General features: G+C 68.9%; 14 protein-coding genes. 3 read left to right on the top strand and 11 right to left on the bottom strand.

The features are described from left to right. Positions 1 to 4: 4 nt before the first annotated feature. The gene (locus Q9R27_RS00445; RefSeq protein ID WP_311250353.1) at positions 5 to 682 is read right to left on the bottom strand and encodes a histidine phosphatase family protein; all 678 of its coding nucleotides are present in this window, start codon (positions 680 to 682) and stop codon (positions 5 to 7) included. Beyond that, positions 683 to 1477, bottom strand: a complete 795-nt coding sequence (locus Q9R27_RS00440) for an SDR family NAD(P)-dependent oxidoreductase (protein WP_311250352.1) — start codon at positions 1475 to 1477, stop codon at positions 683 to 685. A gap of 45 nt (positions 1478 to 1522) precedes the next feature. Here Q9R27_RS00440 and Q9R27_RS00435 point away from each other — a divergent pair, with 45 nt between their 5' ends. Next, a complete protein-coding gene (locus tag Q9R27_RS00435; RefSeq protein ID WP_311250351.1) occupies positions 1523 to 2080 on the top strand; it encodes a hypothetical protein in 558 nt (185 codons plus the stop codon). 116 nt (positions 2081 to 2196) lie between these two features. Here Q9R27_RS00435 and Q9R27_RS00430 read toward each other — a convergent pair whose 3' ends face one another. After that, positions 2197 to 4401, bottom strand: coding sequence for a 3-hydroxyacyl-CoA dehydrogenase NAD-binding domain-containing protein (locus Q9R27_RS00430; RefSeq protein WP_311250350.1), 2205 nt, complete (start codon positions 4399 to 4401; stop codon positions 2197 to 2199). A gap of 33 nt (positions 4402 to 4434) precedes the next feature. Then, positions 4435 to 5646, bottom strand: coding sequence for an acetyl-CoA C-acetyltransferase (locus Q9R27_RS00425; RefSeq protein WP_311250349.1), 1212 nt, complete (start codon positions 5644 to 5646; stop codon positions 4435 to 4437). A gap of 146 nt (positions 5647 to 5792) precedes the next feature. Between Q9R27_RS00425 and Q9R27_RS00420 the strand changes: the two genes are divergently transcribed. Then, positions 5793 to 6533 (top strand): MerR family transcriptional regulator, encoded by a 741-nt coding sequence (locus tag Q9R27_RS00420; protein WP_311250348.1) that lies wholly within the window; start codon positions 5793 to 5795, stop codon positions 6531 to 6533. A 16-nt stretch (positions 6534 to 6549) separates the two neighbouring features. Here Q9R27_RS00420 and Q9R27_RS00415 read toward each other — a convergent pair whose 3' ends face one another. From Q9R27_RS00415 to Q9R27_RS00385, 7 genes are all read right to left on the bottom strand, one after another. Beyond that, complete coding sequence (locus Q9R27_RS00415) at positions 6550 to 7725, bottom strand: acyl-CoA dehydrogenase family protein (protein WP_311250347.1); 1176 nt, start codon at positions 7723 to 7725, stop codon at positions 6550 to 6552. A gap of 32 nt (positions 7726 to 7757) precedes the next feature. Next, positions 7758 to 8420, bottom strand: a complete 663-nt coding sequence (locus Q9R27_RS00410) for a DUF5701 family protein (RefSeq protein WP_311250346.1) — start codon at positions 8418 to 8420, stop codon at positions 7758 to 7760. A 162-nt stretch (positions 8421 to 8582) separates the two neighbouring features. After that, complete coding sequence (locus Q9R27_RS00405) at positions 8583 to 10019, bottom strand: DEAD/DEAH box helicase (RefSeq protein ID WP_311250345.1); 1437 nt, start codon at positions 10017 to 10019, stop codon at positions 8583 to 8585. Between the two features lie 331 nt (positions 10020 to 10350). Beyond that, a complete protein-coding gene (locus Q9R27_RS00400; protein WP_311250344.1) occupies positions 10351 to 11790 on the bottom strand; it encodes an NAD(P)/FAD-dependent oxidoreductase in 1440 nt (479 codons plus the stop codon). A 150-nt stretch (positions 11791 to 11940) separates the two neighbouring features. After that, positions 11941 to 13563, bottom strand: coding sequence for a hypothetical protein (locus Q9R27_RS00395; RefSeq protein WP_311250343.1), 1623 nt, complete (start codon positions 13561 to 13563; stop codon positions 11941 to 11943). 63 nt (positions 13564 to 13626) lie between these two features. Then, positions 13627 to 15315 carry a tetratricopeptide repeat protein gene (locus tag Q9R27_RS00390; RefSeq protein ID WP_311250342.1) on the bottom strand — a complete coding sequence of 563 codons (1689 nt, stop codon included), beginning with the start codon at positions 15313 to 15315 and terminating at the stop codon, positions 13627 to 13629. 128 nt (positions 15316 to 15443) lie between these two features. After that, positions 15444 to 19055 (bottom strand): carboxypeptidase regulatory-like domain-containing protein, encoded by a 3612-nt coding sequence (locus Q9R27_RS00385; RefSeq protein ID WP_311250341.1) that lies wholly within the window; start codon positions 19053 to 19055, stop codon positions 15444 to 15446. A 236-nt stretch (positions 19056 to 19291) separates the two neighbouring features. Between Q9R27_RS00385 and Q9R27_RS00380 the strand changes: the two genes are divergently transcribed. Continuing rightward, positions 19292 to 21256 carry an LTA synthase family protein gene (locus Q9R27_RS00380; protein WP_311250340.1) on the top strand — a complete coding sequence of 655 codons (1965 nt, stop codon included), beginning with the start codon at positions 19292 to 19294 and terminating at the stop codon, positions 21254 to 21256. Positions 21257 to 21269 lie beyond the last annotated feature (13 nt).

The raw sequence follows: 21269 nt of genomic DNA, 5'->3' as shown, positions 1-21269 counted from the left end.
GATTTCAGCGGTAGGTGAGGCCGTCGCCCTCGAGGTGCCCGTGCTCGTTGAAGGTGACCAGCGTGGCGACGCCGGACCGACCGACCACCACCTTGGTGACCGAGGAGTTCACCGCCACCCGGTTGAGCTGGTTCCACATCCGCGCCGGGGGCGGCTCGTCGTCACAGCCGGCGGCCAGGCAGGCCGCGGCGACCGCGATCGGGCCGCCCGAGGTGACGACCAGGCCGGTCCCACCTGCCGCGACCCGTTGCGCTGCCCGCTCCAGCGCGGCCCGGACCCGGTGGGCGAACCCGGCGTACGACTCGGCGTAGTCATCGTCGTGCTCGCCGCTGGCCCAGCGCTGGCTCGCGGCGACGAACCACTCCTGGAACTCTGCCGGGGTCAGCTCTGACGTCTCCCGCGGCCACGGCTGCACCGCGAGCATCGCCAGGTGGTCGAACTCGTTCCACGCCTCGTCCTCGACCACCTCGATCCCCTGCCAGCCAGCACCCTCGACAACCGCCTCGGCGGTCTCGCGGTGGCGGCGCATCCGCCCCTGCACCACGAAGTCGGGCGTCACCTCCCGCGCTGCCAGCGCTGCACCCAGCAGGCGCGACTGCTCCCAACCCAACGGCGACAACACGTCATAGTCGTCGGTCCCCCACGAAGCCTGGCCATGACGCACCAGCAGAAGTTGGCCCACTCAACCCATCCTGTCCAGCTTGGCGGCCTGCTTGCGCATCACCGCGTCGTACCCCACGCGGTCATTCTGCTTCAGGGACCATGCTCCGCGGGCGGCTTCGTCAGGAATGATCACTTCTTCTCCGCGATCCATCCCGGCCAGCACCTCGGCAGCGATCTGCTCGGCCGAGATCGGCGAGTTGGTGACCAGGGAGCTCATCACCTCGCCGAGGGCTGCGTCAGCGCCCTGGAGGCTGTCCATCAGGTTGGTCCGGAAGTACGACGGGCAGACCACGCTGCAGCGCACGCCGTACGCCGCGAGTTCGTGGCCGGTGGTCTCGCTCAGCGCGACGACGGCCGCCTTGACCGCGTTGTAGGAGCCCATCCCGGCCGGGTGGACCAGCCCGGCCAGCGAGGCGACGTTGACGATGTGACCGCTGCCCTGCTCCTTCAGAAGCGGCACGAAGGTGCGCAGTCCCCGCACCGCCCCGAAAAGGTTGATGTCGGTGATCCACTGCCACTCCTCGATCGTGGCCCGGTCCAGCCGGCCGCCACCGGCCACGCCGGCGTTGTTGACCAGGACGTCGAGGCCGCCCCAGGTCTCCATGACGTGGTCCCGGGCGCGGGCCCAGTCGTCGTCGGAGGTGATGTCCAGGCGCAGGTCGGCACCCTCGGCCCGGTCGGTGCGCAACACCGTGTCGCCGCGGGCGGTGAAGGCCTCCGCGAGCGCCGCGCCCAGGCCCGAGGCCGCGCCGGTGATCAGGACCCGTCGTCCGGTGGGCACGGGGTTGGCGGTGGTCTCCTGCGTGGTCTCCATGCGTCGAACATAGTCACCCGCCCCGCGCGCTGCCATGATGACCCCATGCGTCGAGTCGCCGTCATTGCCCCGTTGCTCAGTGTCCTCCTGGTGGCCACCGCCTGCGGGTCCGAGGACTCCGATGAATTGAGTTCCGACGAGCGCAAGGCGGCACAGTCGCTGGCCGCCGAATTCCAGGGCCCCGGGCCGAGCGCGAGCCGCCGCGACAACGGGGTCTGCCTGGGCAAGGAACTGGTCCGCCGGGCCGGGGTGGACCTGCTGGTCTCCTCCGGGATGCTGACCGAGGACCTGGAGGTCAACCAGGACCTGCCCGAGACCGTGCCCGACGAGATCGCCACCGCCTATGCCGACGCCTACGTGGCCTGCCAGGACCTGCGCGCCGAACTCGCCGACGTGGCCGACTTCTATCCGGACCTCACCGACGCCCAGGTCGACGACTACATCGCCTGCATGGACGACGTCGACGACGACCTGCTCCGCGCCGCCGTAATCGCGCAGGTGACCGGCGAAGGCGAAGAAGCTGCCACTGCCGCATGGACCGAGGCGACCAAGTCGTGCACCGACCTGCTCGGGGCGCCCGGCGGCGACCTCCCCACCCCCTGACACGAACGCTCAATGGTTGTGTCGCGAACGCTCAATCGTTGATGCGCGAACGCTCAGTCGTTGTCGGAAATGCGTCGAGGCGGCGTCCATTGACGCCGCCTCGACGGTTGGATTGATCAGGCGGGGAGGGACTCGCCCTTCGCCGCCAGGTCGCGCAGGTACTGCGTCGGCTGGAACCGGTCGCCGTACTTCGCGGCCAGTTCGTCGGCGCGCTTGATGAACGCCTCGATCCCGACCTCGCCGTCAGCGGCGATGTAGCCGGTGATGAACTGCGCGGCGCCACCGGTGGCCGGCGGGAAGCCGATGCCCATGATGGAGCCGATGTTCGCGGCCGCCGACGAGGTGATCACGCCCTCCTCGAAGGTCTTCGCGGTCTCCAGCGCCTCGGCGAAGAGCATCCGGTCCTTGATGTCCTCGAGCGGGATCTGCTCCTCGGCCAGCGGGAAGAGGTCGGCCAGCCCGGACCAGATCGATCCGCGCTTGCCGGACTCGTCGTAGTCGTAGAACCCGGCGCCACGCAGGCGTCCGGAACGACCGGCCTCGAGCATCTTCTCGACCACGGCCTGGCCCGGGTGCGGGGTGTACGGCGTACCGTCGCGCTCCGCCGCGTCCGCGGTGGCCTTGGCGATCTTGCCCATCAGCTCGAGGTTGAGCTCGTCGGAGAGCTGCAGCACCGGAGCCGGGTAACCGGCCTGGGTGGTGGCCCGCTCGATGCTCCAGGGGTGGACGCCCTCGGCGAGCATCGCCATGCCCTCGTTGACCATGAAGCCGATCACCCGCGAGGTGTAGAAGCCACGGCTGTCGTTGACCACGATTGGGGTCTTGCGGATCTGCTGCACCACGTCGTACGCCTTGGCCAGCGCCTCGTCGGAGGTCTCCTTGCCGCGGATGATCTCCACCAGCGGCATCTTGTCGACCGGGCTGAAGAAGTGCAGGCCGATGAAGTCGGCCGGGCGGGCAACGCCGGTGGCCAGCTCGGTGATCGGCAGGGTGGAGGTGTTGGAGCAGAGCAGCGCGTCGGGGTTGACGTGCTCGATGACCTCGGCGAAGACCTTGTGCTTCAGCGCCGGGTCCTCGAAGACGGCCTCGATGACCAGGTCGCACCCGGCCAGGTCGGCCGCGTCGGCGGTCGCGTTGATCCGGCCCAGCAGCTCGGCCTTCTTCTCCTCGGTCGACTTGCCGCGCGCGATCGCCTTGTCGAGGAGCTTCTCGGAGTAGGCCTTGCCCTTCTCAGCGTTCTCGTTGCTGACGTCCTTGAGCACGACCTCCATGCCGGCGCGGGCGCACGAGTAGGCAATGCCGGCACCCATCATCCCGGCACCCAGTACGCCGACCTTGGTGGCCTTGAACTTCTCGAAGCCGTCGGGGCGCAGCGAGCCGGCACCGATCGCCTGCAGGTCGAAGAAGAACGCCTGGATCATGTTCTTCGAGCCCTGGTTGATGATCAGGTTGGTCAGATAGCGCGACTCGATCCGCGAGGCGTTGTCGAAGTCGACCTGGGCGCCCTCGACCGCGGCCGAGAGGATCGCCTTCTGCGCCGGGAAGTCGGCACCCTTGAGCTGCTTGCGCAGCAGGGCCGGGAACGCCGGCAGGAACGCAGCCAGCTTGGGGTTCGACGGCGTGCCGCCGGGCATCTTGTAGCCGGCGCGGTCCCACGGGTTCTGCGCGGCCTCGGGGTTGTCCTTGTTCTCCATGATCCACGACTTGGCGGCCGGGACGAGCTCCTCGCGGGTGGCGACGAGTTCGTCGACCAGGCCCTTCTCCTTGGCCTGGGCAGGGGAGAACTGCGGGCCCTGGAGCAGGACGTCCATCAGGCCGGACTGGATGCCGAGCAGGCGGACGATGCGGGTGACGCCGCCGCCGCCGGGCAGCAGGCCGAGCGTGGCCTCGGGGAGGCCGATCTTGACGGAGTTGTCGTCCACGGCGATGCGGTGGTTGGTGGCCAGGGTGATCTCGAAGCCACCGCCGAGCGCGGCGCCGTTGATCGCGGAGACGACCGGACGGGGGTAGGTCTCGAGACGGCGCAGGTCGGCCTTGATGCCCTCGGACATCGCGAAGATCTCCGCGGCGTTCTCCTTGGTCGCCTTGACCATGTTCTTCAGGTTGCCGCCCGCGAAGAAGGTCTTCTTGGCGGAGGCGACGACGACGCCGGTGACGTCATCGACCTCGGCGTACAGGCGGTCGACCGCCTCGGCCATCGATGCCTTGTAGAGGTCGTTCATGGTGTTGGCGCTGGCCGTCGGGTCGTCCAGCGTCAGGGTCACGATGCCGTCCGCGTCACGCTCGTAACGGACAGCGGTCTGGGTCTGGGTGTCAGTCATGTTCGATGTGTCCTTGGAAGAAGTCGTGGGTGGTCAGACGAGCTCGACGATGGTGGCGATGCCCATGCCACCGCCGACGCAGAGCGTGGCGAGACCGCGCTTGAGCTCGCGCCGCTCCAATTCGTCGATCAGGGTGCCGAGGATCATCGCGCCGGTGGCGCCGAGCGGGTGGCCCATCGCGATGGCGCCACCGTTGACGTTGGTGATCTCGTGGCTGATGCCCATGTCGCGCATGAACCTCATCGCCACCGCGGCGAACGCCTCGTTGATCTCGAAGAGGTCGATGTCCTTGACCTCCAGTCCAGCCTTGGCCAGGGCCTTGCGGGCGGCCGGTGCCGGGCCGGTCAGCATGATCGTCGGGTCGGCACCGGAGACGGCGGCGGAGACGATCCGGGCTCGCGGGGTGAGACCGTTCGCCTTGCCGGCGGCCTCGGTGCCGATGGCGACCAGCGAGGCCCCGTCGACGATGCCGGAGCTGTTGCCGGCGTGGTGGACGTGGTTGATCTTCTCGACCCAGTGGTACTTCTCCAGGGCAACGTCGTCGAAGCCGGCGTCGGCACCGATCTGGGCGAAGCTCGGCTTCAGGCCGGCCAGGCTCTCCGGGGTGGTGCCGGGGCGGATGAACTCGTCCTTCTCCAGCACGACCAGGCCGTTGATGTCCTTGACCGGGATGACCGAGTTGTCGAAGTAGCCGTTGGCCTGGGCCTTGGCCGCGCGGGCCTGCGACTCGGCGGCGAAGGTGTCGACGTCGGTGCGGCTCCAGCCCTCGAGGGTGGCGATCAGGTCGGCGCCAATGCCCTGGGGAACGAAGCCGGTGGCCAGTGCGGTGGCCGGGTCACCGGCCCACGAGCCGCCGTCGGAGCCCATCGGGACGCGGCTCATCGACTCGACGCCGCCGGCGAAGATCAGCTCCTCGAAGCCGCCGCGGACACGCGAGGCGGCCTGGTTGACGGCCTCGAGGCCGGAGGCGCAGAAGCGGTTGAGCTGGACACCGGCAACGGTCTCCGGCAGGCCCGCCTTGAGCGCGGCGGTCTTGGCGATGTCGCCGCCCTGGTCGCCGATCGGGGAGACGACACCGAGCACGACGTCATCGACAGTGTTGGGGTCCAGGGACGGGTTCCGCTTCTGGAGCTCGTCCAGGAGTCCCACCGCGAGGTCGATCGGCTTGACCTCGTGGAGTGATCCGTTCGCCTTCCCCTTGCCGCGCGGCGTACGAATGTGGTCGTACACGAATGCTTCAGCCATGACCGTCCCTGTTCCTTGATCGCTGGGTGTGTGGAGTCGACGCGCCGGGAAGGGCCGCCAACCTGCTCGATTGTGACACCATTACTGTCAGAATAGTAAGGGGTGGGTCAAGATGTGACTCGCTTCATAGGAACAGGACGGTCCGGATGAGCGAAGACGCCGACTCCACCAGCGATCTGATGACCCTCGACGAACTGTGCGAGCGGGTGCAGATGAGCGTGCGGAACGTGCGGTTCTACACCACCAAGGGCCTGGTCCCGCCGCCGATCCGCCGCGGCCGCTCCGGCTACTACACCGTCGACCACGTCGCCCGCCTGGAGCTAGTGACCGAACTGCAGGCGCACGGCTTCACCCTGGCCGCGATCGAACGGTACGTCGCCCGGATCCCCGAGGACGCCACCGCTTCGACGATCAGCCTGCACCGCACCCTGCTCGCGCCGTGGATGGCCGAGCACCCGCAGTCGATGGGCGCCGACGAGCTCACCGCCCTGACCGGCCGGGAGCTGACCGAGGACGAGATGGCGGTGATGGACGAGCTCGGGATCATCTCCCCCGCCGGCCCGAACCGGTACGACGTGGCAGTCGGCCACCTGGACGCCGGGATGAAGTTGATCGCGGTCGGCTACCCGCGCTCCGCGGCGTCGGCGGCCAGCAAGGTGTTCACCCATCACGCCTCGGCGATCGCCGAGGCAATCAGCGAGATCTTCCGCCAGGAAGTGTGGCCGCACTACCGCGCCTCAGGGGCCAGCCCGGAGGACCTGACCGTCGCCATCGAGGCGCTCAAGCCGCTCTCCATCGCCAGCCTGGTCAACGCGTTCGAGAAGGCGATGAACGAGGACAAGCGGAAGATCATCGCCCGCCGTGCCGGCGAGGAAGCCGCCGACTGACCCGTCGGCGTCCGGTTCACCGGAAGGCGGACTCCCCGGTCAACGCCTGGCCGATCACCAGTTGGTGCACCTCCGAGGTGCCTTCATAGGTGAGCACCGACTCGAGGTTGTTGGCGTGCCGCATCACCGGGAACTCCAGCGTGATCCCGGCGGCACCGAGGATCGTGCGGCACTCGCGGGCAATGGCGATCGCCTCCCGGGTGCTGTTCAGTTTGCCCATGCTGACCTGGGCCGGCGTACTGCGCCCTTCCTCCTTGAGCCGGGCCAGGTGGAGCGCCAGGAGCATCCCCTTGCCGAGTTCGAGGCCCATGTCGGCGAGCTTGGCCTGGGTGAGCTGGAAGGCGCCCAGTGGCTTGTCGAAGATCTCGCGCTGTGCGGCGTACGCAATGGCCGTCTCCAGGCAGTCGCGGGCCGCACCCAGCGCGCCGAAGATGATCCCGAACCGGGCCTCGGTCAGGCAACCGAGCGGGCCGCTGAGCCCGACCGCTTCCGGCAGCACCGCATCGGCCGGGAGGCGTACGTCGTCCAGCGCCAGTTCGGCGGTGACCGAGGCGCGCAGCGACATCTTCTGCTTGATCTCGTGCGCCGAGAATCCCGGCGTGTCGGTGGGCACCACGAAGCCCCGGACCTGGCCACCGGCGTCCTCGTCGGCGCGCGCCCAGACCACGGCCACGTCGGCGACCGATCCGTTGGTGATCCACATCTTGTTGCCGTTCAGGATCCAGTCGGCGCCGTCGCGCCGGGCCCGGGTCCGCATCCCGCCGGGGTTGGAGCCGAAGTCGGGCTCGGTCAGCCCGAAGCAGCCGATCGCCTCGCCGGTGGCCATCCGCGGCAGCCACTCCTGCTTCTGCTCCTCGGAGCCGCTCTTCCAGATCGCGTACATCGCCAGCGACCCCTGGACGCTGACCAGGGAGCGGAGCCCGGAGTCACCGGCCTCGAGTTCCATGCAGGCCAGCCCGTAGGCCGTGGCGCTGGTGCCGGCGCAGCCGTATCCGGTCAGGTGCATGCCGAGGAGGCCGAGCTCGCCGAGTTCACGGCTGACCTCCCGGGCCGGCACGGTGGCCGCCTCGTACCACTGCGCGAGGTGGGGCCGGGCACGATCGTCGACCCAGCGGCGGACCGTGTCGCGAATCGCGCGGTCCTCCGCGTTGAGCAGGGAGTCGGTGTCGAGGAGCCCGAGCGGAGCGGTCATGGGCCCAGTCTGTCAGCCCGCGGCGAGGTGCCTCACACGCTGCGGCGGGCGCCGGCCGAGGCGACGCCGAGCCAGGTGTGTGGATTGCCGTCCCAGCACCAGCCCAGCTTGGGCGCATTCTGGCTGATCCACAGCGCCGGAACGCGTCGATCGCCGCGGCGCGAGCCGGAGAGCATGAAGCACTTGTTCTTCTCCAGCAGGTGCGGTGCGTGGGTGGCCAGGGCGATGCCCTCGTCGATGGTGAGCGGCGTACGTCCCCGGTCCCGGATCACCGGGAGCGCCTGCTCAGGGGCGACGTTGCAGAACTCCTCACCTCGCTCGACGTCGACCAGGAGGTAGGCCCGGGCGTCGGGGAGCTCCAGTTCCTCGAGCGGATGGTACGTCGCCAGGTCACCCTCGGCATGGTTGCGGTCGATCACGCCGGGCTTGCTGCCCAGTCCCCGCTTGCCCATCAGCCGCAGCAGCGGAACGGTGGCCTCGGGATCGACCATGTCGCGGGTGATCACCAGGACGAACGGGGCGCGACCCTCGGTCGGCGCGGAGCCCAGGACGTCCGGGACGTCCGGGAGTTGCTCGGCCAACGGCGCGACCAGCGCACGCAACTCCTCCTCGGCGATGCCGGCGAGGGCGGGATATCCCAGCTCCACGAGGCGGTCGGTCTGGCGGTGGAACTCGGTGCGTGCAGCGTCGGTCAAGGTTCTCCTGGTGTGTTGGGGACCTTGTTCAACGTCGTACGCCGGCGGAAGGTTCCCCCGGGCGTGCGAACGGTCATGCAGTTCGCGGCCTGTTCGGGCCGCTCACGCTCAGCGCACCAGGCGCCAGCGCCGAACTGCATGTCCGTCGGCAGGTCGCTCCAATCAGCGGCGACCAGAACTGAACGACGCCGCGCTGTGGCCCCCGCTGCTGCCCCCACTGGCAGCGGGACCACCGCGACGCTGGCCGCCCTTGCCGCCGCCGGCGCTCGAACCGGCCGGGGCCGAGGAACGGTTGCCGCCGGAGCGACCACGGTTGCCGCCGCTCGAGCGCGAGCCGCCCGAGCCGGAGCCGTTGCCGCCACCGGAGCGACGGCGGTTGCGTCCGCCGCCCTTCTTCGGGGCGCCGCCGGTGGTCATCGCGTTGCCGCCGGACTCGATCACCAGGCCACCCGGGGTGGAGCGTTCACCGGGGGCGAGGTCGACCAGGATCGGGTGCGAGGTGCCCTCGAGGCGGGTGGTGGTCGGCTTGATCCCGGCGGCCCGGGTCAGCGCCCGGACGTCGCGGACCTGCTCGTCGGTCATCAGGGTGATCACGGTGCCCTCGGCGCCGGCGCGGGCGGTGCGGCCCGAGCGGTGCAGGTAGGCCTTGTGCTCGACCGGCGGGTCGGCGTGCACGACCAGCGCAACGTCATCGACGTGGATGCCGCGCGCAGCGATGTCGGTGGCCACCAGGGTGGTCGCCTTGCCGGAGTGGAAGGCGTCCATGTTGCGGGTGCGGGCGTTCTGGCTGAGGTTGCCGTGCAGGTCGACCGAGGGTACGCCGTTCTTGTTCAACTGGCGGGCCAGCGCCTTGGCGCCGTGCTTGGTGCGGGTGAAGATCACCGTGCGACCGGGCGCACTGGCCAGGTCGACCAGGACCGGCACCCGGTGCTCGCGGGCGGCCAGGTGCAGCACGTGGTGGCTCATCTTCGCCACCGGCGACTGGGCCGAGTCGGCCTCGTGGGTGACCGGGTTGTGCAGGAACTGCTGGACCAGGGTGTCGATCGCGTTGTCCAGGGTGGCCGAGAAGAGGAGGCGCTGGCCGTCGCGCGGGGTCTGCTTGAGCAGGCGGCGTACGGCGGGCAGGAAGCCGAGGTCGGCCATGTGGTCTGCCTCGTCGAGGATGGTGACCTCGACGTCGCCGAGGTTGCAGTGGCCCTGGCCGATCAGGTCCTCGAGGCGACCGGGGCAGGCGACGACGATGTCGACGCCCTTGCGCAGGCCCTGGACCTGCGGGTTCTGCCCGACGCCGCCGAAGACGGTCTGGACGGAGAGGCCGGCGGTGCGCGCGAGCGGCTTGAGCGACTCGACGATCTGGGTCACCAGTTCGCGGGTCGGGGCCAGGATCAGGGCGCGCGGTGCTCCGCTGCGCGGCGTACGACGGGTGGCGTCGAGGCGGGCGACCAGCGGCAACACGAACGCGAACGTCTTGCCGGAGCCGGTGCGGCCACGGCCGAGCACGTCGCGGCCGGCGAGGGAGTCAGGCAGGGTCGCGGCCTGGATCGGGGTGGGGGTGGTGATGTCGAGTCCGGCGAGGACGTCCACGAGGTTCGCGGGCACGCCAAGATCTGCAAAGGAAACTGAAGACACGTTGAAAGATTCGCTATCCGTTGGTGTGTCTCACCAAACGATCACGGACCCTGGTGGATCCGGAAGGCGACGCATGTGAAGGCAGCTCCATGTGGGCTGCGCGCCGACGACCCGAGGCAAGACTGGACGGATCGCTGCGCCAAGCCTAGGGGAGGCAGGGCCTGAAGCCAGCATCGGCGGGGCCGGTTGTGACCGACCTCTCGCCACGGCGTACGTCGGGACTTGCGCGCCCTTGCTGCGCCTTTGCACCCCGCCGGCGGGGTGCAAAGGCGCATGGACAGCGCTTTACAGCGGGGACGGGTCAGCTGAAGGCGAGGACGCCGTCGTCGAGTTCGCTGTTGCGGATCTGGCGCACGTCATAGAACCAGTTCTGCTTCAACTTCCACGGCTCCACGTCGCCCTGCTTGGGCAACTGGTCGAGCGAGCGGAGCACGTAGCCGGCCTCGAAGTCCATGAACGGCTCCTCGGCGACGCCCTCCTGGCGCACCGGCACCACGGTGGTGGCGCCCTTCTCGTCCATCTTCTCCAGCAGCCGGCAGACGTACTCCGCGACCAGGTCGGCCTTCAACGTCCACGAGGCGTTGGTGTAGCCGATCGTGTAGGCGAAGTTGGGCATCTCCGAGAGCATCAGCCCGCGGTAGGCCATCGTGTGCGGCGCGTCGAACTTCTTGCCGTCCACGCTGACCTCGACGCCACCGAAGAGGTGCAGGTTGAGGCCAGTCGCGGTGATGATGATGTCCGCCTCGAGTTCCTCGCCCGAGCCCAGCCGGATGCCATCGGGGGTGAAGGTGTCGATGGTGTCGGTGACCACCTCGGCCTTGCCGGAGCGGATCGCCTTGAAGAGGTCGCCGTTGGGCACCAGGCAGAGCCGCTGGTCCCAGGGCCCATAGGTCGGCTTGAAGTGGACGTCGACCGGATAGTCCTCGGGCAGCATCCGCTGGGTCAGCTTGCGGATCATGGCCCGCATCAGTCTCGGCTGCTTCTGGCTGACCGTGTAGAGCGCGGCGGCCTGGGTGATGTTCTTCAACCGGGTCACGTTGTAGGCGGCCTGCTTGGGCAGCACCTTGCGCAACCCCAGCGCCAGCGGGTCCTTCGACGGCAGCGACAGGATGTACGTCGGGGAGCGCTGCAACATGGTCACCTTGGCGGCGTCCGGCGCCATCGCCGGCACCAGGGTCACCGCGGTGGCACCCGAACCGATCACGACGACCCGCTTGCCCGTGTAGTCGAGGTCCTCGGGCCAGTGCTGGGGATGGACGATCTGTCCGGTGAAGTCGTCACGGCCGGCGAAGTCGGGGGTGAATCCCTCGTCGTAGTTGTAGTAGCCGCTGCACGACCACAGGAAGTTCGCCGTGTACGTCGTGGGCTTGCCGTCAACCTCGGCAGTGACCGTCCAGGCGCTGGTCACCGAATCCCACTCGGCGCTCTTCACATGGTGGTCGTAGCGGATGTGCCGCTCGACGTCGTACTCCTCGGCGGTCTCGCGGACGTAGTCGAGGATCGAGGCGCCGTCGGCCAGCGCCTTCTCCCCCATCCATGGCTTGAACCGATAGCCCAGGGTGTACATGTCCGAGTCGGAGCGGACGCCGGGATAGCGGAACAGGTCCCACGTGCCACCGCTGGCGGAGCGGCGTTCGAGGATCCGGTAGCTCTTGCCGGGCTGGCGCTGGGCAAGCGTTGCGGCAGCACCGATCCCGGAGAGCCCGGCACCGATGATGAGGACGTCGACGTGTTCGGCCATGGGATAACATTACTGAATAAAGTTCAATGACGGAACCCCGTCCCGGCTGAGCGTCTTGCCACATTGATATCGTGGCCGAAACGGTGGCGCGCAGACATCGCCTTGGGCTGGAAATCATCAATCCCTGGGAACCAGCGGCATAGCCGCCGGTCAGTAGGTGTCGCGGATCCGCACCATCCCGGCCAGGGTGGCGATCCAGGCAGTCCCGTCCGGGGCGATCGTCACCGCGGCGTAGTGGTTGTTGAACAGGGTGCCGATCCCGGTCCGGACGCTGAAGACGTGGCGACCGGTGTGCACGTCGATGCCGGTGAAGTACCACGCATTCACACCCCACAGGTTGGGCCGCTTGGAGTAGACATAGAGCAGCCCCGTGGCCAGCGACACCTTCGGCACCGAGGTCGGTGCGATCACGTCACTGGTCCACGCCACCTCGCAGGTGTCGCCCTCCACGTCGACGCGCGCGATCCCGCCGACCGGGGCGCGACCGAACATCACCCGCTGCGGGCCCGTGTAACCGTAGTTGTTCTCCACGATGACGCCGCCGTCGACGGTGACCAGGGAGTTCTCGGTCGCGCTCTCGCCGCTGTCGAAGACGGGCGCCTTGCAGACCACCTCGCCGGTCGCCCGGTCGTGGAAGACCACGTTCATCCGGTCATCGGCGTTGTCGGTGATCGCGACCAGGCGCTCGTCGACCACGGTCGGTGTGGTCCCCGACCCCTGGCTGAGCTGGCCGGGCTTGTGCTGTACGCCGCGGTCATAGGTGGTCCGCCAGGCGATGGTCGGCGTGCCGCCGGGGCCCGACTCGAAGCGGTAGAAGGCGGTGTCGGAGACGATGTAGACCCCACCGGTCTCGTCGACGGAGAACGAGTTGACCAGTTCCTCGCCGAGGTCGTGCGCGCGCACCTCGCCGGCTCCGTCCACGGTGCCGACCAGTCCGCCCTGCGACTCGAACCAGACCAGTCCGTCCCAGTCCGGCAGCAGCGCGATCAGGCAGTCACCCCCACCGATCGTCGCCGACAGGTCGACGGTCTCCACCTTGGCCAGGGCCGGCTCGCCGTCGGCGTCGGAGGTGGTGAAGGTGAGGATCCGGCGATCGCTGGTCGCCACCACGGCCCGGTCCTGCTCATCGAGGTAGAAGTATGCCCCGCCGCACAGGTTCTCCCACGGCTTGACCCCGTCCTTGCTGGGTCGCTTGGGCAGGTTGACGGTGTCCAGCTTGCGCATGGTGTCAGGGTCGAGGATGTGCAGGTTGGCGCTGTTGATGTCCCCGCACAGCGCGATCAGCCGCTCGTGGCTGTCGAAGGCAAGAGTGGCGCACTCCTCGATGCCGAACCAGGCCGTGTCCACCTCCGGGTCCGCGCCGCGGGGGCCGGCCCACGTGTACGCATCACTGGCCCACGCATCGTTGTGCATGCTGTTGGCGCCGTTGCGGGCCAGGTAAGGGTGCTGGGGCAGGTCGACGCCGCGCACCGGGTTCACCTGCGCGGGTTGTCCGACGTACGACGGAGTGACCAGGTGACCTGCCCCGGGCGGGATCGGCAGCCAACCGTCCGGGATGACGACCACGAGCGTGACGAGAACAACCACCACGGCCCCGGTGGCGCCAGCCACCTTCCACCGCAACCAGCCGCGCACCGTGGCGCCGACGGTACGTCGTACCCGTGGGACCGCCAGGGTGGCCAGCAACGCCACCACGGCCCACGGGCCGATCGCCCAGATGAGGACGAGCGCACCGAGCGCCACCAGCCATGTATAGAACCTGTTCCACTGCACCCAGTCATCGTGCCACCTGACCGCCGTCCTGTCCGGCAACGCCGGGCCTGACGTGCGTCCGACTCACCGACCGGCGCGTTCGTTGATCGCCGCCAACAACCGCGCAGGGATCGGATCGTCTGGGTCCAGTTCCAGTGCGTGCCGGAGGTCGGCAGTGGCGCCCGCGACGTCCCGCAGGCCGTATCGGGCCACGCCCCGTTGCACCCACGGCTGCACTGCGGTCGGGTCGCGGGCGATCGTGCGGTCGAGCAGCTCGACTGCCCGCTCGAAACGGCCCTCGCTGTTCTCCACGACCGCCAGGGCCACCGCCGCCTGGGTGGAGCGGGAGTGTTCGGTGAGCGCGGTGATCGCCCAGGCCCGGGCATGGCGCTGGGCACCGGGATCGCCGTACGACGCTGGTGCGGCCAGCGAGGCTGCCGCCATCACGGCGATGTCGTGGTCCCAGGGTTTGAGTTCGTGGGCCCGGGTGAACTCCCTGTCGGCCACCTCCACCTCGCCACGGGCCGCCGCAGCGAGACCCTGCTCGAGGTGCATGTCTGCGCGGCCTGCAGCCGACCACACCACGACGACCAAGACTGCAGCAACGACGGCGGCAGGGGGCACCGCCCGCGACAGCAATGCCGTGCTCCTCGCGCGTGTCGGGCGGACTGCCACGAGCGCCCCGGCCACGAAGGCAGCCAGGCACGTCGTCCCCGGCGACGTGAAGTGGGTGAGCAGCACCAGGCCGTAGCCGACGACGGCGCCGAGCAGGTCCGCGGCGTACGGCGACTCGCGTGCCTTGTGCCACCCCCGGCGCAGCACGACAACCGCCAAGGCGACGGCGACTCCGAGCAGGAGCACCCCACCGGCGAGCAGCGCCTGGAGCATCCAGTTGTGCGGCGAGTCGGGCGGATTCGCGACCCCGACGACCTCGGCCCAGCGCATCGAGTGGTGTTCGCCGATCCGGTCGACGAAGCCACCCGGCCCGACCCCGAGCAGGGGGTGCTCCCGGGCCAGGGCAAGGCTGTCCCCCCACAACTCGAGTCGACCGCGCACGGTGCCGGAGGCGAGGAGCCGGTCCCGCGCCTGCGGCACCAACAACACGAATCCGATCAGGAGCGCGGCGCCGCCGAGCCACTGCCAACGAACTGCCCGGCGGGAGAGCACGGCGTGCAGGCCGACGACGCACAGGCCGGCAAGCAGGACCGCCCGCGAGCCGGAGAGCAGCATGGTGGCCAGTCCCGCCACCGTGCCGGCGACGGCCAAGGCGTGTCGCTCCGTGATTGCCTCCCGGCCCAGCACCGCAGCGACGAGGAGTCCGATGATGCCTTGGTCGGTGGCATTGCCGAGCAGGGCTCCTGGTCTTTCGACCGTCGTCGCACCGGGCCACCAACCTCCCGCCTGCAGCAGGGAGCAGACGGCCAGGACGACGGCGGTGAGGGCCAGCGCTCGCCGGAACGCGGTCATCCTGTGTCCCTCAGCCAGGTGGCCGACCAGGCGCGCCCCCAGCCAGGCCATCAGCACGTAGAGCGGGACGACCAGGAGCCCCTCGTGGCGTGGCCAGCGGCCGAATGGTGCCGGATCGGGCGACGCGATGACTGCGGTGGCCAGGACCAGTCCGCCGGCAGCCAGCAGCCAATGCACTTCAGTGCGCAGGCGACCGGCCGGCAACGCCCAGACCCCGACGGCGACGGCGAGGGCGACCAGGATGAGTTTCGCCGCGACGTACTGGACGTGTGCACCGGGCCAGATCGCCAACGTGGACAGCGGCACCAGCCAGAGCGCGACCGTGGCTGCATCGACCGACCACGTCCCGGGGGGTCCCCATGATTTCCAGATCGGTGGTCTCCGGTTCAGTGATCTCCGGATCCGGGACGTGGTCCGCTGCAGGGTGTTCGTGCTCAGGCCTGCACCTCGACCCGGGCGCCCCTGCGCAGCAGTGCCAGGCCCACGCCGACGAGGATCACACCGGCTCCGATCGGCAACGGGTTGGGGCCACCGGTGGCGGGCAGGGCCGAGGACTGGTCTCCAGCGCCCGCGTCTCCAGCGCCCGCGTCTCCAGCGCCCGCGTCTCCAGCGCCCGCGTCTCCAGCGCCCGCGTCTCCAGCGCCGGCGTCTCCAGCACCCGGGGTGCCGCCACCGCCGACGACGGTGAAGGCATGCCAGCCAATGACGCCCCCCGTCCCGACCAGTGCCACTCGGTGATCGCCGGCGGGCAACGCCGCCGGGACCGTGACCGTGGCCGTGCCGTCGGGGGCGACCGTGACCATGCCACCGGAGATCGGGTCGGAGAAGAAGAGCACCTCGAACTCCTGGCCGGCGAACTCCTCACCCGCATCGAGGGTCATCTGCTGGCCCGCCTGCGAGTTCGAGGGCCCAGTCAACGAACCCTTGTTCTCCGCGACCAGGTCGGCCTCGGTGATCGGGTCCTCGTTGTCACCCGGTTCGTTGTCCCCGGGCTCACCGTCCCCGGGCTCACCGTCCCCGGGCTCACCGTCCCCGGGGTCGTCCACCGCGAGGATGGTGAACGCGTGCCAGCCGATCAGGTCGCCGTCGAGCGTGTAGGCCGCGACCTTGTAGTCACCGGGCCCGTACTGCATCGGCACGATCACGGTGGCGTCCCCATCGGTGTCGACCGTTGAACTGGCGCCGTAGACGGTGGGCGAGAAGAACCACAGGTCCACGTCGTCGCCCGCGTGCTCCGTGCCGATGTGCAACACCATGGGCGTCTCGTTGCTGCCCGTGCCCGGTCCCGTCACCGAGCCCTTGTTCGCGTCGGTCAGTTCATCCGCGGACGGAATTCCGGGCTCACCATCCCCGGGCCCACCATCCCCGGGCTCGTCGACCGCGTCGATGGTGAACGTGTCGGTGTCGACCACGTTGCCCCCGTCAGTGATCAGTGTCAGCGTGTAGTCACCCGGCGCGAGCCCGTTCACCAGCGGATCCACGAAGGGGTCCGCATCGCTGTTCTCGTTGCCGGTGGCATACGTGAGCTGCGCGCCATCGGTGAGCACGTACTTCCAGGCCGGATGCCACGGGAACTCATAACCCAGACCGGTCGGCGTACGCAGGGTGACGCCGTCATCATCGAGGGTGTAGACAGACGTGCCTGCCGGGGTGCCGTGGACGGCGATGGTGACGGTGACGGTCTGTCCCTCTTCGACGACGACGTCCTGGGGCTCGGGCAGGTCGCCCTCGCCCTCGAGCTGGACGCGATAGCTTCCCGCAGGGACCCCGAAGGAGAAGCCGCCCTCACCGTCGAGCGTGACCAGTTGGTGGAAGCCGGAATCCAATCCGTCGATCCACACTCCTTCGGTGGTGAGGTCAGGCCCGGCCAGGACGGTGCCAGCGATGGTGCCGGTGCCCTCGTCGTCACCGTCGTCAGGAACCGTCGCTCCCACGACCAGGGTGTCCAGGTCGAGCGAGCCCGGCACCGAGGAGGTCACCGGGACTGCGTCGGCGCGGTCCCGCGAGAGCATGCCCGGACCGGCGTAGAAGTACTCGCCTTCCGCGACCCCGTCGGGCACCGGAGCCTCGACGTACTCATCGGTCTCTTCGTCATAGACCCAGTCGCTGCGGAACCAGACACTGACCAGGTAGTCGCCCTCGGCCAGACCGGCCACCGCGAAGGATCCGTCATCGTGCCCCATCCCCGAGCGGGCGAAGAGGCTGTCGTCGTCGGTGAAGGCAACGACCTGGCTGGCCCGCAGCGCATTCCCCTCGACGTCCTCGATGTGGCCGGTGAGGGTGCCTGCGGCGAGGCTCGGGTCGATCCCGGTGACGTGCTCACCCTCGGCGAGGGTCAGCACCTCTGCCCCCGCGAGGTCGCGGGAACCACCGTAGAACTGCTCCGAGATCGTGCTGTAGCCCGATGCACGGCCGAAGCTCACCGCATACGAACCGGGCAACAGGTTGGAGATGACATAACTGCCCGTCGCCCATCCGTCTTCATCCCACTCGTCCGCATCCGCCCAGGCATTGCGGACCCACTCGCCGGTCTCCGGATCCACCGCCTCGGGGAGCGCGCCGGAGCCTTCCCACAGTCCGTCCGCCTTACCAGAGATCCGTGCCTGGTCATAGACGGTGAAGTCAACCGTCGTGCCCTGGCCGGAGACCACCACGACGTTGTCCTGGTAGGAACTGGCGAGGTCAACCTCCGGGTCGCCCCAGGTGCCGTAGGTGCTGGTGGTCACCGTGTAGGTGGAGGGCGGCAGACTGATCCGGTAGTAGCCGTTGTCGTCAAGCTCCGCGACACCACCGAGGTCCCAATCCTCCTCGGCCATGCCGGAGGCATAGACCTCGAACCCGTCGATGCCCACCACCGGGTTGCCGGCACTGTCGGTGACTGTGCCCTCGATGTAACCGTTGGGTTGCAACGCAAGATCCACGGGCGTCACGGCCCCAGAAGCGACCTCGATGGTGGTGTCGACGAAACCTTCAGGACCCTCGCCGTACTCGTCGGAGTAGGTGACCCGGTAGGTGCCCGGCAGCACGTTGTCGATGTCGATCGCACCATCGGTGAGCCATGCCTCGGCATAGCGAACCTCGTCGCCGGGCTGCACGGTGTCGACATCGATGCCTTCGAGGTCGACGCGGCCGCCATTGACGAGTTGCCCGTCCACATCCTTGATCGTGCCGCTCACCGAGCCGAAGACGACAGGCAGCTCGATGTCGAGGGTGGCCGCCGTTCCGGCGTCCACGACGACCGTGCCCTCCGCCAGGACGGGCGGCTGCGGTCCGTAGTAGACCTGCCAGTCGTAGTCACCACTGCGCAGCGAGGCAAGGGAGAAGGAGCCCGAAGCGTCAACATCTGCCTGCGACCCGGAGCCCGTCTCCTCCTCGTACAGGTTGAGCAGGAACGGCCCGACCGGGTCACCGTTGGCGTCGGTCACCGTGCCGCTCAGCGACCCGTAGGCCGTGGAGACGGTGATGCCCAACGTGACGGCTTCACCGCCGGCGACCTCAACGGTACCGAGCACCTCGCCGGCCAATGAGTACTCGTACGTCCCGGCATCGACCCCGTCGACGAAGTAGGCACCGGACGCATCAGTGTCGCCGTAGAAGTAGTTCCAGTCATCGCCGTTGCCCTGGAACTCGACCCGGTGTGACTGGATCGGCCTACCCGCGCTGTCGCGGACCACGCCCGCCACAGTCCCGGTGCCGTCCTCGGCGACGCTCATCGCGACCAGGGCCTGGGGCTCCACTGCCGGGGCCTGGTCGTCGTCACCGGCCTCGGGCCCGTCCCCTGCCGGCGCATCGTCGGGGACAGGTGTGTCAACAGCGGCGCCGTCCGGCTCCGGTGTGTCACCTCCCAGCGCATCCCCGTCCGGGGCGTCCCCTTCCGGCGCTTCGGTCACAGCCCTGTCCGTCGTGGGGGCCTCCGTCGTGGGGGTCCCGACCGTGGGTGTCCCGGCAGCGACTTCCCCGGAGGGAGGCGCAGCATCGTCGGCCTGCACCGGCGCGAAGGCCGCGAAGGACAGGGCGACCAGGATCAACGCAGCAAGGATGGCCACCAGGCCATGGCGTGGTGATGACTTCGACACAGGGGTCCCCCGCACAACAGTTCGTAGGTGCCCCAGCCAACGGAACCGCCCCGTCAACCCCCGAGAAGACACACCGTGTGCCATTCCATCGAATTCGGACAATCGTCGCCATCCCCAAAAAGGGGGACACGTGGGGCATTGCCACATAGCCCGAACGGACTACGATCACCCGGGCCCATCGTCCCCCGAACCCGGAGAGGAATTCCTTGAGCGAACTCCCCTCCGCCGACCCTGGCACACCGCCACCGCCGTCGATGTCGGACGCATGGCTGGAGCCGAACCAGCCGCCACCCGTCCACTTCCCGATCACCCGGGTGCTCATCGACCTGCTGGTCTCGACCGGAGCCGCCGGGGTTGTGACCATCGTCCTTGAGTACTCGACGGTCGGCGGCTGGGAGTCGCGGTGGTGGGAGGATCTCTTCGGCTTCATGGGCTTCTATGTCGACGGACTCATCGTATGGCTGGTGCTCGTGGCGCTCTGGGCCGCGCTGGGCCGCCTCCCGCTGGCCGTCGGCGTGCTCTGGAGCCTGGGACTCGTCGTGGCGTTCGCGAACGCAACGAAGCTGACGCTCCGCAACGAGCCGCTCTATCCCAGCGACCTGGACTTTGCCGGCGATCTCGGGTTCCTGCTCTCCATGGTCTCGACCACGAGCATCGTCGGCGTACTGCTGGCCTGCCTGGTCTGCCTCGGCGGCGCCTGGTGGCTCGAGCAGCGCCGCCGGGGGCGAGCGAGGCTGCGCGACCTGCATCCACATGGCGCGACCGTTCTTCTTGGCACCCGGGCGGTGACCATGCTGATCACGTGCTGCCTGCTGTGGCAGACCACGAACTTCAACGAGCCCGACAATCCGTGGCGTTCCCTCTACGAGTTGCGCGGGGACCACTGGCGGATGTCGAACCAGGCAGCGAACTACAGCAGCAACGGCTTCGTCGGGGGATTCCTCTACAACATGCCGGTCGAGCCGATGGCCGAGCCGCCGGGCTATGGCCCTGAGGCGATGGCGGCGATCGTGGAGCGACAACGGACCGCGGCCGCAGCGATCAACACCGGCCGATCCGGGAGCCTGGCCGACGTCAACATCGTCTTCGTGCTGAGCGAATCGTTCACCGACCCGATGGGCATGCGGGGCTTCGAGCTGGACCACGACCCGATCCCGCACGTGCGGGCCACGATGGCCCAGACACTCTCCGGAGACCTGCTGTCGCCGATGTACGGCGCCGGCACCGCCAACGTCGAGTTCGAGATCCTGACCGGGCAGTCCCTTGCCCTCTTCCGGCCCCAGGTGAACTCGCCCTACCAGAACTTCGTCGCCGGCATGGACGACTATCCCTCCTTGGTCGGCTGGCTCAAGGACCAGGGCCACCGCACGGTCGCCATCCACCCCTTCGGCGGCCAGATGTACAAGCGCAACCAGGTCTACCCGGCGCTCGGCTTCGACGAGTTCATCGACGCCGACGGCCTCTCCCGGGCTTCCCGCATCGATGACAACCCCTACCTCAGCGACGCCTCGGCCTTCGACGAGGCGATGGACCAGATCCGCACGTACGACGAGCCCGTGTTCGTCCACCTCGTGACGATGCAGAACCACATCCCCGTCACGGGCCACTACGACGACCCGCTGCAGGTCACCGGCGTCGACGGCGACCAGGCCGAACGCCTGGGTCACTACGCGCGCGGGCTGGAGCACAGCGACGCAGCCGTGGTCGACCTTCTCGATGCCCTGGCAGCCAGCGGCGAGAGAACCATCGTGGTCTACTACGGGGATCATCATCCCGGGATCTACGACGCCGAGGTCAAACGGGCCACCGGCGGACTCGGGATGCACCGGGTGCCGTTCTTCATCTGGCGCAGTTGGGGCAACCAACCACAACCGCAGCCACTCACTGCTCCGACGTCGATCCTGCCCCTGCTCTTCGAGGCGGCCGACGCGCCTGTCCCACCCTATGTGGCGCTGCTGGAGCAGCAGCGCCGCCAGGTCGGCATCCTGCGCCGCTCCGACGGGGGCAGCCGACTGGGTGGACCCAGGGCCCACGATGCCGTCACCGGCCTGGTCGACGACTTGCGCATGGTCCAGTTCGACCTCTCCATCGGGCAGCGCCACGGCGCCGCCGGCCTGTGGGACGTTGCACCGGATCCGGGAAGTCCGGCCAATTCGCCCACAGGGCACTAATCCGTGCATTACC

Origin of the sequence: Nocardioides sp. AE5 (assembly GCF_031844485.1) — a bacterium.
Taxonomy (GTDB): domain Bacteria; phylum Actinomycetota; class Actinomycetes; order Propionibacteriales; family Nocardioidaceae; genus Nocardioides.
Note: the sequence above shows the minus strand (reverse complement) of the source record. Positions and strands in the feature narration are given on the sequence as shown.